Source organism: Fictibacillus nanhaiensis (assembly GCF_036213205.1).
GTDB classification, from domain to species: Bacteria; Bacillota; Bacilli; order Bacillales; family Fictibacillaceae; genus Fictibacillus; species Fictibacillus nanhaiensis_E.
Map to the genome: position 1 here is coordinate 1 of NZ_JARMFC010000022.1, position 15,511 is coordinate 15,511.

General features: G+C 42.7%; 13 protein-coding genes and 1 other annotated feature. All 13 genes read left to right on the plus strand.

All coding sequences use genetic code 11. The annotated features are described in order from the left end of the window. Window positions 1-833: 833 nt before the first annotated feature. On the plus strand, window positions 834-1,301 hold the full coding sequence (locus P4V41_RS18230; protein WP_328086623.1) for a CtsR family transcriptional regulator: 468 nt from the start codon (window positions 834-836) through the stop codon (window positions 1,299-1,301). 36 nt (window positions 1,302-1,337) lie between these two features. Next, window positions 1,338-1,871, plus strand: coding sequence for a UvrB/UvrC motif-containing protein (locus tag P4V41_RS18235; protein ID WP_328086624.1), 534 nt, complete (start codon window positions 1,338-1,340; stop codon window positions 1,869-1,871). Window positions 1,872-1,874: 3 nt separating this feature from the next. After that, window positions 1,875-2,939, plus strand: coding sequence for a protein arginine kinase (locus P4V41_RS18240; RefSeq protein WP_328086625.1), 1,065 nt, complete (start codon window positions 1,875-1,877; stop codon window positions 2,937-2,939). Between the two features lie 14 nt (window positions 2,940-2,953). Continuing rightward, complete coding sequence (gene clpC / locus P4V41_RS18245; RefSeq protein ID WP_137792297.1) at window positions 2,954-5,374, plus strand: ATP-dependent protease ATP-binding subunit ClpC; 2,421 nt, start codon at window positions 2,954-2,956, stop codon at window positions 5,372-5,374. Between the two features lie 563 nt (window positions 5,375-5,937). Continuing rightward, entirely contained in the window at window positions 5,938-7,314 is a 1,377-nt protein-coding gene (radA, locus tag P4V41_RS18250; protein WP_328086626.1) for a DNA repair protein RadA, read from the plus strand. Window positions 7,315-7,322: 8 nt separating this feature from the next. Beyond that, a complete protein-coding gene (gene disA, locus P4V41_RS18255) occupies window positions 7,323-8,396 on the plus strand; it encodes a DNA integrity scanning diadenylate cyclase DisA (RefSeq protein ID WP_066390602.1) in 1,074 nt (357 codons plus the stop codon). A gap of 95 nt (window positions 8,397-8,491) precedes the next feature. After that, complete coding sequence (locus P4V41_RS18260) at window positions 8,492-9,583, plus strand: PIN/TRAM domain-containing protein (protein WP_328086627.1); 1,092 nt, start codon at window positions 8,492-8,494, stop codon at window positions 9,581-9,583. Window positions 9,584-9,601: 18 nt separating this feature from the next. Continuing rightward, the gene (ispD, locus tag P4V41_RS18265; RefSeq protein WP_328086628.1) at window positions 9,602-10,297 is read left to right on the plus strand and encodes a 2-C-methyl-D-erythritol 4-phosphate cytidylyltransferase; all 696 of its coding nucleotides are present in this window, start codon (window positions 9,602-9,604) and stop codon (window positions 10,295-10,297) included. Continuing rightward, window positions 10,294-10,770, plus strand: a complete 477-nt coding sequence (ispF, locus tag P4V41_RS18270) for a 2-C-methyl-D-erythritol 2,4-cyclodiphosphate synthase (RefSeq protein WP_328086629.1) — start codon at window positions 10,294-10,296, stop codon at window positions 10,768-10,770. Before ispD ends, ispF begins: the two co-directional genes overlap by 4 nt. Window positions 10,771-11,016: 246 nt before the next feature. Beyond that, complete coding sequence (gene gltX / locus P4V41_RS18275; RefSeq protein ID WP_328086661.1) at window positions 11,017-12,486, plus strand: glutamate--tRNA ligase; 1,470 nt, start codon at window positions 11,017-11,019, stop codon at window positions 12,484-12,486. A gap of 56 nt (window positions 12,487-12,542) precedes the next feature. Beyond that, window positions 12,543-12,766 (plus strand) — a binding site (T-box leader). Window positions 12,767-13,049: 283 nt separating this feature from the next. Then, complete coding sequence (gene cysE / locus P4V41_RS18280) at window positions 13,050-13,697, plus strand: serine O-acetyltransferase (RefSeq protein ID WP_328086630.1); 648 nt, start codon at window positions 13,050-13,052, stop codon at window positions 13,695-13,697. Then, the gene (gene cysS / locus P4V41_RS18285) at window positions 13,698-15,101 is read left to right on the plus strand and encodes a cysteine--tRNA ligase (RefSeq protein WP_328086631.1); all 1,404 of its coding nucleotides are present in this window, start codon (window positions 13,698-13,700) and stop codon (window positions 15,099-15,101) included. Next, window positions 15,102-15,509 (plus strand): Mini-ribonuclease 3, encoded by a 408-nt coding sequence (locus P4V41_RS18290; protein WP_328086632.1) that lies wholly within the window; start codon window positions 15,102-15,104, stop codon window positions 15,507-15,509. The last annotated feature ends 2 nt before the right edge of the window (window positions 15,510-15,511 follow it).

The following is a 15,511-nucleotide window of genomic DNA, read 5'->3' on the forward strand; positions in this document are numbered from 1 at the left end:
AGAATCCATCTTCTTTTTTTTGTGCTTAAAAAGATAGAAAAGAAATAAGGTGGTTTGGCGGATGCCAAACTTCTGATTAAGAGTGACCTTGAGGTGGAGAAGGCTCGGGGTATAGAGCTTGTTTAGAGTCGCGAGTGTTTGTCGAGATTTAGCGAACGGCCTTTATTTTTGATTTTAGACTTAATTGAGATTCGTTCCGACTTAATTGGCTCTTATTTCGACTTAATTTTCTTCATTCAGACTTAATTAGAAGTGGGAGATACCCCACTGCGTATGCTTCGAAGATCATTATCACCTCACGAAACCTCCTCAACCCTCTAAATAGGAAGAAGATGGCCACAGCCATCTTCCAATACGCGATATTCTTCAGCAAAAGCTCCAAAAATCATCTTAAAAAGCCCCTCTGGCAGCTCCACCAACCATCACCCAAGCTAAAAACCCACTAAAACACTTTAGATACTACATACAAATCCCAAAACAGCGCTCCTCATCACCTAATCCCACATAATTTCACGGTAATCATGATTTTATTCACGGTAATCTCCCATATATTCACGGATAAGCCTCATAATTTCACGGATAAAAAATTTTATCGAATTTTCGACACCGACACCGATCACCGACACCGACACCGACCAGCCGCTTATCGTACTCATCTCATCTTCACCCGCACATCCATCCTCCTCCAAAAGCATCATCTTTTCGACAGAATCATACAGGTTAAGAAGCTAACCAGGAGGCAATAATGGGGGATAGAGATTTGCATTTTCGGAAAAAGGCAGGCTATAATATAACTATAGTCAAAGTTAGTCAAAGTCAGAAGGGGGAGGGAAATGAGGAATATTTCAGATGTAATTGAAAATTACTTAAAGCAAATTCTCTCAAGCTCTAATGATCCGTCTATTGAAATAAAACGGACAGATATTGCTGAAAGGTTTCAATGCGTGCCTTCTCAAATAAACTACGTTATAAACACGAGATTTACGATTGAAAAAGGGTTTGTAGTGGAAAGTAAAAGAGGTGGAGGAGGTTATATTCGGATCATGAAGGTCCGTACCGAAAGCTCTGCCCATTTAATTGATCACTTGACCACCTTAATCGGTGAAAGGATATCGCAAGGCAACGCAGAAAATGTAATAAAGAGACTTATGGAAGAAACGATCGTTTCAGAACGAGAAGCAAGACTTATGCTGAGTGTGATGGACAGATCTATTCTAAAACTTAATCTTCCACAACGAGATGAATTACGAGCAGAATTATTAAAAGCTATGATAAAAACGTTAAAATATCGAACCACATAGCCCTTTTTTTCATTCTATATAAAGGGAGGGAGCAGAATGAATTGCGAAGAGTGCCATGAACGTGAAGCTTCATTGCATTTTACAAAAATCATAAATGGAGAGAAAACAGAATTTCACATTTGTGAACATTGTGCCAAAGAAAAAGGAGAATTCTTGCCGGGGTCGAATTCTTTTTCCATTCACCAATTGCTTTCTGGGCTTTTACACGGCGATGGACATGTCCCGAACACGCCATCATCCAATTTCATTCCGCCCTCATTAAGCTGTGAAAAATGCGGGATGAGTTATTATCAGTTTGCGAAGATTGGCCGCTTTGGGTGTGATAATTGCTACAAAGCGTTTGAGTCGAAACTGAATCCTATCTTTAAAAGAGTTCACGGTGGTAACACTTTGCATGCAGGGAAGATTCCACTCCGTGCAGGAAGCAGTATTCAAGAAAAAAAGCAGCTTCAGCAATTAAAGCAAGCTTTGCAGCAGTATATATTAAATGAGGAATTTGAAAGAGCTGCTGAAACAAGGGATGTCATCAGAGAGATCGAGCACCGCTTGCAACAGGGGAGGGAAACGTAACCGATGTCTTTGGAACGTTTTATCAGTGACGCGATCAGTCCCTGGATGAAAAGGGAAGGGCCAGAATCGGATATAGTTCTATCGAGCCGTGTCCGACTAGCAAGGAATATTCATCAATATGTTTTTCCCATCGCAGCAGATAAAGAATCGGCTCATGAAGTCATATCAGCGATCTCGACATGTATTAGCGAAGAGAGCGAAGAAGCAGAGAATCTAGAAATGCTGATGATGGAGGAATTAAAACCTGTTGAAAAACGGGTACTTGTTGAAAAACATCTGATCAGCCCCAATTTATCTGAGCAAGCGAAATATGGTGCAGTTCTCATGAATGCAGATGAATCGGTCAGTATCATGGTGAACGAAGAAGACCATATACGCATCCAATGTTTAGCGCCAGGCTTTCAACTAGAAGAAGTTCTTCATCGGGCGAATGAGATCGATGATAAGATCGAAAAAAACGTTGATTATGCGTTTGATGAAAAACGAGGATATTTAACAAGCTGTCCGACGAATGTAGGAACTGGGCTTCGTGCCTCTGTTATGATGCACCTTCCAGCGCTCGTTCTCTCAAAAAAAATGAGCCGTATCATCCCAGCGATCAATCAGTTAGGATTAGCGGTGAGAGGCATATATGGAGAAGGTACCGAGGCGCAAGGAAACATCTTTCAAATTTCAAATCAGATGACACTAGGCAAGTCGGAAGAGGATATAATGGAAGATCTCGCAGGTGTTGTCATGCAGGTCATCCAACAAGAACGAGCAGCCCGCAAGCAGCTGCAGGATGGATTGAAATTACAGCTTGAAGACAAGTTATTCCGTTCATTGGGAACGTTAGAGAACTGCCGTATCATCCAATCAAAAGAAGCTGCCAAATGTTTATCAGATGTGCGGCTGGGCATTGATTTAGAGATTTTACCCGGGATTTCAAAAATGATACTCAATGAACTTATGATACTTACACAACCAGGTTTTCTTCAACAATATGCAGGTGAAGTTCTAACTCCAGAAGAACGTGACATAAGAAGAGCCACTTTAATCAGAGAAAGAATAAAATTGGAAAACCGATAAGGAGCGTGACGAGTATGATGTTTGGTCGTTTTACAGAGAGAGCACAAAAAGTTTTAGCTTTAGCACAAGAAGAAGCTATTCGATTGGGTCATAATAACGTGGGAACAGAACATATCCTGCTTGGTTTGATCCGTGAAGGTGAAGGAATTGCAGCGAAAGCTCTTCAAGTTCTTGGACTAGGGCCTGAAAAGATTCAAAAAGAAGTGGAAACATTGATCGGCCGCGGTCAGGAGGCTGTTCAAACGATTCATTATACGCCTCGTGCTAAAAAAGTAATCGAACTTTCCATGGATGAAGCTCGTAAACTCGGACATTCATACGTGGGAACAGAACATATTCTATTAGGATTGATCCGTGAGGGAGAGGGCGTTGCAGCTCGCGTTCTAAACAACCTTGGTGTCAGCCTTAACAAAGCGCGTCAGCAGGTGCTGCAGTTACTAGGAAGCAATGAATCTTCTTCTAGTCACAGAGGTTCATCTGCTAGTGCCAACACACCAACGTTAGACAGCTTAGCGCGTGATCTAACGGCTATTGCTCGTGAAGGTACACTAGACCCTGTAATCGGGCGTGCAAAAGAAATTCAACGTGTTATTGAGGTTCTAAGCCGTCGTACAAAGAACAACCCTGTTTTGATCGGAGAGCCTGGCGTTGGTAAAACAGCTATCGCAGAAGGTTTAGCACAGCAGATCATCAATAACGAAGTGCCAGAAACACTTCGTGATAAGCGTGTTATGACGCTTGATATGGGTACAGTTGTAGCAGGAACGAAGTACAGAGGTGAATTTGAAGATCGTCTGAAAAAAGTAATGGATGAGATCCGACAGGCAGGGAATATCATTCTATTCATCGACGAACTTCATACTTTGATCGGTGCAGGTGGAGCAGAAGGTGCGATCGATGCATCCAACATTCTAAAGCCAGCTCTTGCCCGGGGTGAACTTCAATGTATCGGTGCTACAACACTTGATGAGTACAGAAAATATATTGAAAAAGATGCAGCGCTTGAGCGTCGTTTCCAGCCGATCACAGTTAACGAGCCGACGAAGGATGAGAGTATTCAAATTCTTCAAGGACTTCGCGATCGCTATGAAGCTCACCACCGTGTGACGATCACGGATGAAGCGATCGAAGCATCTGTTCAGCTATCTGATCGTTACATTTCAGATCGTTTCTTACCAGATAAAGCGATCGATCTCATTGATGAAGCGGCGTCAAAAGTTCGCCTTCGTTCTTATACAGCTCCGCCGAACTTAAAAGAGCTTGAGCAGAAGCTGGAGGAAGTTCGTAAGGAGAAGGATGCGGCTGTTCAAAGTCAAGAATTTGAAAAAGCTGCTTCATTAAGAGATTCTGAACAACGCCTTCGCGAAGAGCTAGAGAAGACGAAGGATGTTTGGAAAGAGAAGCAAGGAAAAGAAAATACAGAAGTAACGCCAGAAGATATCGCACAAGTTGTATCCTCTTGGACGGGAGTTCCTGTTTCAAAGCTTGCTGAAGAAGAAACAGAACGTCTTCTGAAAATGGAAGAAATTCTGCATGATCGTGTTATCGGACAGTCTGAGGCTGTTACAGCAATCTCTAAAGCTATCCGAAGAGCACGTGCTGGACTCAAAGATCCGAAGCGCCCGATCGGCTCGTTCATTTTCTTAGGGCCAACAGGGGTAGGTAAAACGGAGCTTGCTAGAGCTGTTGCCGAAACGCTATTTGGTGATGAAGATGCGATTATCCGTATCGATATGTCTGAGTACATGGAGAAACACACAACTTCCCGTCTTGTTGGATCTCCTCCAGGATATGTTGGACACGAAGAAGGCGGTCAGTTAACAGAAAAAGTTAGAAGAAAGCCTTACTCTGTTATCTTGCTTGATGAGATCGAAAAAGCGCATCCAGAAGTATTCAATATCTTGCTTCAAGTGCTAGAGGATGGTCGGCTTACTGATTCTAAGGGACGTACGGTCGATTTCCGCAACACGGTTGTAATCATGACTTCAAACGTAGGAGCGAGCACGCTTAAGCGTAACCGTTCATTAGGGTTTGCTGTTCATAACGAAGGTCAAAAGTATAACGATATGAAGTCTAAAGTAATGGATGAACTGAAGCGTGCATTCCGTCCAGAGTTCTTAAACCGTATCGATGAAATCATCGTGTTCCATTCTCTAGAAAAAGAGCACTTATTAAGAATCGTTAGCTTGATGGCTGCCTCACTTAAACAACGTTTAAGTGATCAAGGAATCGAGATCGAGTTAACACAAGCCGCTCTTGAGAAGATTACAGAAGAAGGATACGATCCAGATTACGGAGCTCGTCCATTGCGCCGTGCCCTACAGCGTAAGATTGAAGATCGATTATCTGAAGAGCTTCTAAGAGGAAATATTAACAAAGGGCAGACCGTTAAAATCGATGTTGAAGAGAACGATTTTGTCGTTCAAACGGTCTAACATTTACCACATATGAGAATATCCTACAAAAGACCCGGAAGACAGACATGTCCTCCGGGTTTTTGTCGAAATAATCTTAGCCGTTCGCCTTTTTTTGCAGAGCTCAGATGGAAGTAGTTGTTAGGTTTTATGTTATGATATTAGTGAATAAATCTTGATATTTTCAGTATTTAACTTATTAAAATAGTAAACCTATTTTTCCTTTACAATGATGCTTTGAAAGTGGTTGGTTTCCGTTACAGGTGTTCGCTTTCCGCGGGGCGTGCGGTGAGCCCCCTGCCGCTTTGCGCCTTTAGGGGTCTCTCCTGCCCACTCGTTCCGCAGGACAAGGAATGCTTCGGCAGAGACACATCGCACGAAGAAAATTTGAAGTTTAATTTTCGAGGAGTCTCACACCTTTCACTTCAATCAACCTTTCTATGAAGTCTTTTCAGGGATACTCTAGAAAAGTCTTTTCAGTAATACTTTAGAAGCATCAACTCACCAAGCGTCTGAAAGTAGAAACTAAAGGTTATGAAATAGATAGATATTAAAGTGTTAAGTTTGGAAGAGGAGTTTTTTAGATGGCTAAAGTAAAATCAATCTTTCTTTGCCAAGATTGCGGTTATGAGTCTCCGAAGTGGATGGGAAAATGTCCTGGATGCCATGCGTGGAATACGATGGTGGAGGAAACGATTCGACCTGAAAAAAATATTAGGGGATTAAGCTCTGGCGGAGATAAGAACGTAAAGCAAAAACCCCAGTCAATAGCGGATGTGAAAAGCGAGCAAGAGCCGCGCATACCGACAAATTATCAGGAGTTCAACCGTGTTTTAGGTGGAGGAATCGTTCCGGGCTCAATGGTTTTAGTTGGTGGAGACCCCGGAATTGGTAAGTCCACACTGTTATTGCAAACATCAGCACAGCTTGCACAAAAAGGAGAGCGTGTTCTATACATATCTGGTGAGGAATCTGTGAAACAAACGAAGCTTCGAGCGGATCGTTTAGATATCGATGCAAAAGACTTGTTTGTTTTAGCAGAAACAGATCTAGAGCTGATCGAGCAGGCGATGACAGATGTGATGCCTTCTGTTATGATCATCGACTCCATTCAAACCGTCTATCGGTCTGAGGTCACCTCCGCTCCAGGAAGTGTTTCGCAAGTACGAGAGTGTACGTCGCACTTGATGCGAATGGCGAAAACGAAAGGTATTGCTGTATTTATCGTTGGACATGTTACAAAAGAAGGGAATATCGCCGGACCGCGTCTTTTAGAGCACATGGTAGATGCGGTGTTGTACTTTGAAGGAGAAAGACATCATACTTTCCGGATCTTGCGTGCTGTTAAGAACCGATTTGGCTCTACGAATGAAATCGGTGTTTTTGAAATGAAGGAAGTGGGCCTTGAAGAAGTATTAAATCCTTCCGAGATCTTTTTAGAAGAACGTTCGAAAGGGGCAGCGGGTTCGACTGTAGTTGCTTCTCTTGAAGGAACGCGTCCGATGCTAGTAGAACTTCAGGCTTTAATATCACCAACAAGCTTTGGTAATCCTAGAAGGATGGCTACGGGTATCGATCACAACCGTGTCTCGCTGCTTATGGCTGTTTTAGAAAAGAGAGTCGGACTGCTGCTTCAGAACCAGGATGCGTATCTGAACGTTGCAGGTGGTGTTCGGCTGGATGAACCGGCGATCGATCTTGCTGTTGCGATCAGCATCGCTTCAAGCTTTCGCGATTCACCAACAAAGCCAACAGATGTTATGATTGGAGAAATAGGATTAACGGGAGAGGTTAGAAGAGTTTCCCGTATCGAGCAGCGTGTACATGAAGCTGCTAAGTTAGGTTTTACGCGAGCTATTATACCTGATAAAAATATTGGCGGCTGGACGGTTCCAAAAGGAATACAAGTCGTCGGAGTATCGACCGTTTATGAGGCATTACAAGCAGCGTTAGGAGGGTAAAGCATATTATGGATCATGCGATAAAAGAAGCTATCATAAGCCAAATGCTACAGCTAGTTGCTCCCGGGACACCACTTCGGGAAGGTATCGACAACGTACTGCGAGCGAACACCGGTGGACTGATCGTTGTTGGATATAACGATAAAGTAAAAGAAATCGTTGATGGAGGTTTCTCTATTAACTGCAAGTACTCACCAGCATCACTATATGAGCTTGCCAAGATGGATGGTGCGATCATTTTGAACGAAGATGCTGTTAAAATTTTGTATGCGAACACACAGCTCATTCCAGATACAGTTATTCCGTCAACAGAAACGGGGATTCGTCATAGAACGGCGGAGCGTGTTGCACGACAAACAGGCAATCTTGTGATCTCCATCTCTCAACGTCGTAACGTAATTACGCTATATCAAGGGATGATTCGTTATTCACTAAAAGAGATCGGAGTGATCTTGACTAAAGCGAATCAAGCGATTCAAACACTTGAGAAATATAAAGTTGTTTTTGACCAAAGTGTTACGAACCTTGGAGCACTAGAATTTGAAGAATTAGTGACTTTCCAAGAAGTTACACAAGTTATTCACAGAATTGAGATGGTTTTACGCATAAAAAATGAGATTATTAAATATGTTAATGAACTTGGTGTTGAAGGCAGGCTGATTCGAATCCAGATGGAAGAACTCGTTTCTAACATCGAGGAAGAAGCATTGCTTTTAATCAAGGATTATATGAAAGATCGTGAAAGTGATCCTTATGCGATTCTTCGCCAATTGAACAAACTCTCATCTGAAGAATTGTTCGATGAATCCGTTATTATGAAACTTTTAGGCTTCTCAGCCGGTATGAATATGCAGGATGAGACGATTCATCCACGTGGATACCGTATTCTTGGCAAGATTCCAAGGCTTCCAGCTGTTATTATCGAGAATTTAACAGATGCATTTGAAAACCTTCCGCAAATTTTGCGTGCTTCCATCGATGAATTGGACGAGGTAGAGGGTATCGGTGAGATTCGTGCGAAAAAAGTAAAAGAAGGTCTAAAACGCATTCAGGAGCAGCTTTTTGTCGATCGCCATATTTAAATGGAACATTCTACGTAAAAAAAGGAATTTTCTATTTTTTGCACGTTTTTAATACGGTCATTTTGTAAATAATGATTAGGGGAGGTGAATCAGGCATGCTAAAAAGAATTGTTCAACTATTTTTCATTGTAATAGGGGGCATGCTAGGCTATCTATATATACCAGATCTCATTCGTGTACTTAATTTCGGTGATCTTCCGAATCAAGTAACATCCCCATATGTCGGGGCAGTGATTGGTGCACTTATACTATTTTTATCTACATTTTGGCTGTCCGATTACGTAGTAGGTTTAATCCGCTGGGCTGAGGAAACTGTTGTGAAAGCTCCAGCAACTGATCTTTTATCGGGGACGATGGGACTCATTATCGGGCTGATCGTAGCCTTTTTGATCCAGTCACCGTTAAGCTCTATGGATATTGTTGTGGTCAGCTCGATCCTGCCGATCGCTATCACATTCCTGCTCGGTTATTTAGGCTTTCAAGTAGGTTTTAAAAAGAGAGACGAATTGATTCAGCTGTTCTCTTTGAAAAGCCAAGGCAAAGAACGGAAAAAAGAAGCAGAGATCGAGAAGCCTAGTGGTAAGTATAAGATTTTAGATACGAGTGTAATTATTGATGGCCGTATTGCAGATATCTGTCAAACTGGCTTTTTAGAAGGTCCGCTTATCATACCTCGTTTTGTTTTAGAAGAATTGCAGTATATTGCTGACTCCTCAGATGTTCTAAAGCGAAACAGAGGACGCCGTGGTCTTGACATTCTAAATCGTATTCAAAAAGAGCTTTCTATGAAAGTTGAAATCTATGAAGGTGACTTTGAAGAGGTAACAGAAGTTGATAGCAAGCTTGTAAAACTCGCTCAGTTGTTATCCGGTGTCGTCGTAACAAACGATTTTAACTTGAACAAAGTATGTGAGCTGCAAAACGTTGCAGTACTGAATATTAATGACCTTGCAAATGCGGTGAAACCGGTAGTTCTTCCGGGCGAAGAGCTTGTTGTACAAGTGATCAAAGACGGGAAAGAACAGAGTCAAGGTGTAGGCTATCTGGACGATGGAACGATGATCGTCGTGGAAGATGGTCGTGATTATGTAGGCAAGACGATTGATGTTGTTGTTACATCCGTACTCCAAACATCAGCAGGCAGAATGATCTTTGCCAAAAAGAAACTATTAGAAAAAGCATTGTAACGAACGGTGGGGAAGCACGTGAATTATTGGACAGTCATTCCCGCTGCTGGACAAGGTAAACGCATGAATGCTGGGATCTCTAAGCAGTGGATCGAGCTCTTAGGAAAACCAGTCCTCGCGCACACGCTACATGTGTTTGAAAATGATCCACATTGCGAGGGTGTTATCCTTGTTGGCAGTGAAAAGGAATTGCAGCAGATGCAAGATTTTGTAGAGTCGTTCCAATACAAAAAAGTGCGCAAAATCGTTCCAGGCGGAAAAGAGCGTCAGCAAAGCGTGTATGAGGGTTTAAAGGTCGTGCCTATTGATGCGGATCTCGTTCTTATTCATGATGCTGCACGTCCTTTCATCACACATGATTCTATTTCACACCTTGTTAACACGGCACGAGAAACAGGCTCTGCCGTGTTAGCTGTTCCTGTAAAGGACACGGTTAAGCGGGTGTTAGAGAATCAAGTGGAAGAAACGATCGATCGTTCCAGCTTGTGGGCTGTTCAAACCCCGCAAGCTTTTCGTCTTTCTATCGTCATGGATGCACACAGGAAGGCAGACGAAGAAGGATATATTGGAACGGATGACGCCAGCCTTGTGGAACGAATTGGACAAACAGTCGCTATTGTAATGGGAGACTATCATAATATAAAATTAACTACGTCTGATGACTTGTTGTTTGGACAAGCCATTTTGTTAGAGAGACAGGGGGAAAAAGCATGATGCGCATCGGACAGGGTTTTGATGTACATGCCTTTAGTGAGGGTCGTCCGTTAATCATTGGCGGTGTAACGATTCCTTATGAAAAAGGACTTTTAGGCCATTCTGATGCTGACGTTCTTTTGCATGCGATAACAGATGCATTGCTAGGCGCAGCGGGTGAAGGAGATATCGGCAAACACTTTCCAGATACAGATCCAGCATACAAAGGCGCAGATTCTAAGCGTTTGCTACTTGATTCTTGGAAATTGGTTGAGAAAAAAGGGTATTCTTTAGGTAATATAGATTGTACGATCATTGCTCAAAAACCAAAGATGCTACCGTATATTGAAGAGATGCGCGGAGTGATCGCAGATATTTTTAGTGTTGATGTAGAGAGAATCAACGTGAAGGCGACAACGACTGAAAAGCTAGGATTTCCTGGACGCGAAGAGGGAATCGCAGCTCAAGCGGTTGTGTTGATAGAGAAAGCATAATTATATTGCTGTTTAAGGAAAGCTCTGGAGTTTAAGGGAGCGGTTGATTTCCGTTCCAGGTTGCTCGCTTTCCGGGGGGCGTGCGGTGAGCCTCTTAGCGCTCTGCGCTTTTAAGAGTCTCACCTGTCCCGCTGATCCCCCAGGAGTCTCGCACCTTTCACTTCAATCAACTTTTCAGTGAAGAGGATCAGTCAAGCGATCCACCCATTTATCTAAAGAAGAAAAAAATTATAGAGGTGAAACATGATGGCAAACGAAGTTCGAGTGCGTTATGCGCCAAGTCCAACGGGACACTTACATATAGGGAATGCACGAGCAGCTCTATTCAATTATTTATATGCACGCCACACTGGCGGGAAATTTATTATTCGTATTGAAGATACGGACCAGAAGCGTAACATTCAAGGTGGAGAAGAGAGCCAGCTGAATCATTTGAAATGGCTCGGGATGGATTGGGACGAAAGTGTGGATATCGGAGGAGATTACGGTCCGTATCGTCAGATGGAACGTTTAGATCTATACGAGAAGTATACAGATGAACTACTTTCAAAAGGTCTTGCATACACTTGTTATTGTACGGAAGAAGAGCTTGAAGTGTCTCGTGAAGAGCAGATGGCCAAAGGGGTCACACCAGTTTATGACGGACGCTGTCGAAACTTATCGGTTGAAGAAAAAGCGGCACTAGAAGAAGAGGGTCGCCGTCCAAGCATTCGTTTTAAAGTTCCACAAGACCGTACGATCACGTTTGATGATATGGTTAAAGGTGAAGTATCGTTTGAATCGAGCGGCTTTGGTGATTTTGTTATTGTAAAAAAAGACGGAATCCCAACTTACAACTACGCTGTTGTTATCGATGACCACGAAATGGCGATCACTCACGTACTGCGTGGTGATGATCACATCTCGAACACACCGAAGCAGCTATTGATCTATGATGCGCTAGGATTTTCGCATCCGAAGTTTGGTCACACAACATTGATCGTGAATGAAAACCGTAAAAAGTTAAGTAAACGTGACGAATCGATCGTTCAGTTTATCGAGCAATATAAAGATCTAGGATATTTACCAGAAGCGCTGTTTAATTTTATCGCATTATTAGGCTGGTCTCCAGGTGGGGAAGAAGAGATCTTTACCCGTGAGCAGTTTATTGAGATCTTTGACCCGAACCGTTTGTCAAAAGCACCTGCTGTGTTTGATACACAAAAGTTAGAGTGGCTGAACAACCAATATATGAAACAGCAAGACGTAGCCCGTATTGTTGAGTTATGTATGCCTCACCTAGTAAAAGCGGGTAGAGTGTCTACTAACCCTAGCCCCGAAGAACAAGAGTGGATCACAAAGCTTGTCGCTCTTCATCAGGAAAAAATGAGCTACGGTGCTGAAATCGTAGACTTAACGGAACTTTTCTTCAAAGAAGAGATCGAGTATGAAGGAGAAGCACTTGAAGTTTTAAAAGGTGAAGGTGTTCCATCTGTTATGGAATCATTCTTAACTCAGATCGAAAATAGTGATTCATTTGAAGCGGAAAACATCAAGGCGATGATGAAAGCTGTTCAGAAGGAAACGGGCCAAAAAGGAAAGAACTTATTCATGCCGATCCGTGTGGCGACGACTGGTCAGCAACATGGTCCAGATCTACCTGCTGCTGTTTCTCTTTTAGGAAAAGAAGTTATTACGAAGCGCGTAAATGCTGTACTTACTCAAATTAAAAAGTAATAAAAGTACACATTTTGCAAAGATTATAATATAGTAAAAGAAACTTATATCAAAATGTAAAAACGCAGATGAGGAAAGTAGGCTAGCGCTTTTCATAGTAGAGAGAACCATCACCGGCTGAAAGTGGTTCATGGAAATGCTTGCTGAAGTGCCCCTCGGAGTCCCTTGCCGAAAGTTAAGTAGGTTTGGGCGGTAACTCCCCGTTATGGAGCTTAAGGGAACAGGTGGGTTTAATACCTGTTAAACAGAGTGGAACCGCGTCTATCAGTACGTCTCTGTGTCATATATGGCACAGGGGCGTTTTTTATTTTTTAATTAGATTAAATCTAAACAATTTGCTTATGAATCACTTTTTTTCAACTTTGGCTAGTTGATTGTAGTGGAAGGCGCAAGACTCCTGCGGGACGAGTGGGCAGGCGAGACCCCTAAAGGCGCAAAGCGGCAGGGGGCTCACCGCACGCCCCGCGGAAAGCGAAGCACCTGTAACGGAGATCAACCTCTTCCAAGGCAACATTGTATTCACCGTAAAAGCACGATATTTTTATGCAAGGAGGTTGGAGAACATGTTTTCAGCCATGAGAGAAGACATTCAAGTTGTTTTTGAGAAAGACCCAGCGGCTAGAAGTTCATTCGAAGTATTCTTAACATACTCAGGACTACATGCGGTTTGGGCCCATAGATTAGCACATAAATTATTCAAGCGAAACTGGCTGTTTTTAGCCCGCTTGATCTCACAGATCAGCCGCTTTTTTACTGGTATTGAAATACACCCTGGTGCACAGATCGGCAGACGCTTTTTTATCGATCACGGAATGGGTGTGGTGATCGGCGAAACGTGTATCATCGGCAATGACGTGACGCTCTACCAAGGCGTTACGCTCGGAGGTACGGGAAAAGAAAAAGGAAAAAGGCATCCCACACTTGAAGATCATGTTCTTGTTGCTACAGGAGCGAAGGTGCTAGGCAACATTACCATCGGCAAAAACTCAAAAGTGGGGGCGGGGTCTGTTGTCCTCCAACATGTACCACCGGATGCGACCGTAGTTGGAATTCCAGGAAGAGTCGTTATTAAAGACGGCATCAAAGTAGGGTGTGAACTTGATCACCGCGATCTTCCTGACCCGGTGGCTGATAAGTTTAGAGAGATGCACGAGGAACTTAGAAGAATGTGTAACGAGCTCGAGAGATTAAAAAAAGGGAGTGATGTTTAAATGGGTATTAAAATCTATAATACAATGACACGTCAAAAAGAGCCTTTCGTTCCGTTAGAAGAGGGTAAAGTAAAGATGTATGTGTGTGGACCGACTGTTTATAATTATATCCATATCGGTAACGCTAGGCCGGCTATTGTTTTTGATACGGTGAGAAAGTATTTGGAATACAGAGATTATGATGTGCAATTCATCTCCAATTTTACGGATGTTGATGACAAGCTCATTAAAGCGGCTAATGAAATGGGAAGTGATGTTCCGACGATCGCCGAAAAATTCATTCATGCCTACCATGAGGATACTTGCGCACTAGGCGTACAAAAAGCGGATGCACATCCACGTGTAACCGAAACGATACCAGAAATCATCGAGTTTATCGAAAACCTCGTCAAAAAAGGTTTTGCTTATGAAGCGGGGGGAGATGTTTATTTTAAAACACGCTCGTTTAACGGCTATGGTAAGCTTTCTCATCAATCGATCGATGATCTGAGATCTGGCGCAAGAATCGAAGTGGGAGAGAAAAAGGAAGATCCACTTGATTTCGTGCTCTGGAAAGCGGCAAAGGACGGAGAGATCTATTGGGAGAGCCCGTGGGGCAAAGGGCGTCCAGGATGGCATATTGAATGCTCGGCAATGGCCAAAAAATACTTAGGTGATTCAATCGACATTCATGGCGGCGGTCAAGATTTAGCTTTTCCGCATCATGAGAATGAGATCGCACAATCTGAAGCATTAAATGAAGTTCCGATGGCTAAGTATTGGATGCATAATGGGTATATTAATATTGATAACGAAAAAATGTCCAAATCACTTGGAAACTTTGTACTTGTTCATGATCTTGTACAACAGCAGGATCCGCAAGTTATCAGATTCTTTATGCTTGCAGTCCACTACCGCAACCCAATCAACTTCAGTCAAGAGTTGTTAGAAGCAGCAGAGGCAGGATTGAATAGAATCCGTACGTCTTATGAAAACTTGAAACATCGCTTGAGTGTATCTGCAGACCTTTCTATAGATACAGAAAGATGGACTCAGCTCGTTAAAGAAACAAGAGAGAAATTTATCACGGATATGGATGATGATTTTAACACGGCGAACGCGATCTCTCATCTTTTCGATTTTTCAAGAGAAGCGAACGTATATCTTCAGGAGAAGAACACTTCTAAAGCCGTTATTACAGAATTCATAGCACTGTTCGATGAGCTTGCTGGTGTGCTCGGACTTACTCTTCATAAAGAAGAAGAACTGTTAGACGAAGAGATTGATGCTCTTATTCAAGAACGTAACCAAGCGCGTAAAGAAAAGAACTTTGCTCGCGCAGACGAAATTCGTGATCAGTTAAAAGAACAGAACATCATTTTGGAAGATACCGCACAAGGTGTTCGGTGGAAAAGAGATAAGTAAATGAAGATAACGGACGCAGATATTAAACAACTGAACGGAACCACGCTTGCTTATATGGGAGATGCGGTAATGGAGCAGTTCGTGCGTGAACACCTTATTCGTAATGGACAGGTGAAGCCGAACAAGCTCCACGTGTCGGCCACAAAGTTTGTTTCAGCAAAAGCGCAGGCGGGCATGGTCGTTCAGCTGCTTGAAGAAAATTATTTTACAGAAGAAGAGGTCGCTGTTATTAAGCGTGGACGCAATGCAAATCAAGGGACTGTCCCGAAAAATACGGATGTTCAAACGTATAGGCATGCAACAAGCTTTGAAGCGATCATCGGTTATCTCTATCTGTTAAATAACCATGAGCGACTAAAGAACATGATGGAATATGTGTTATCAGATAATAAAAAGGGGGAGGTCTAAAG

What these genes read in the sequence shown, in the direction of transcription:
- P4V41_RS18230 (WP_328086623.1), top strand. Translation starts at nt 834, where the DNA reads ATGAGGAATATTTCAGATGTAATTGAAAATTACTTAAAGCAAATTCTC.
- P4V41_RS18235 (WP_328086624.1), top strand. Translation starts at nt 1,338, where the DNA reads ATGAATTGCGAAGAGTGCCATGAACGTGAAGCTTCATTGCATTTTACA.
- P4V41_RS18240 (WP_328086625.1), top strand. Translation starts at nt 1,875, where the DNA reads ATGTCTTTGGAACGTTTTATCAGTGACGCGATCAGTCCCTGGATGAAA.
- clpC (WP_137792297.1), top strand. Translation starts at nt 2,954, where the DNA reads ATGATGTTTGGTCGTTTTACAGAGAGAGCACAAAAAGTTTTAGCTTTA.
- radA (WP_328086626.1), top strand. Translation starts at nt 5,938, where the DNA reads ATGGCTAAAGTAAAATCAATCTTTCTTTGCCAAGATTGCGGTTATGAG.
- disA (WP_066390602.1), top strand. Translation starts at nt 7,323, where the DNA reads ATGGATCATGCGATAAAAGAAGCTATCATAAGCCAAATGCTACAGCTA.
- P4V41_RS18260 (WP_328086627.1), top strand. Translation starts at nt 8,492, where the DNA reads ATGCTAAAAAGAATTGTTCAACTATTTTTCATTGTAATAGGGGGCATG.
- ispF (WP_328086629.1), top strand. Translation starts at nt 10,294, where the DNA reads ATGATGCGCATCGGACAGGGTTTTGATGTACATGCCTTTAGTGAGGGT.
- gltX (WP_328086661.1), top strand. Translation starts at nt 11,017, where the DNA reads ATGGCAAACGAAGTTCGAGTGCGTTATGCGCCAAGTCCAACGGGACAC.
- cysE (WP_328086630.1), top strand. Translation starts at nt 13,050, where the DNA reads ATGTTTTCAGCCATGAGAGAAGACATTCAAGTTGTTTTTGAGAAAGAC.
- cysS (WP_328086631.1), top strand. Translation starts at nt 13,698, where the DNA reads ATGGGTATTAAAATCTATAATACAATGACACGTCAAAAAGAGCCTTTC.
- P4V41_RS18290 (WP_328086632.1), top strand. Translation starts at nt 15,102, where the DNA reads ATGAAGATAACGGACGCAGATATTAAACAACTGAACGGAACCACGCTT.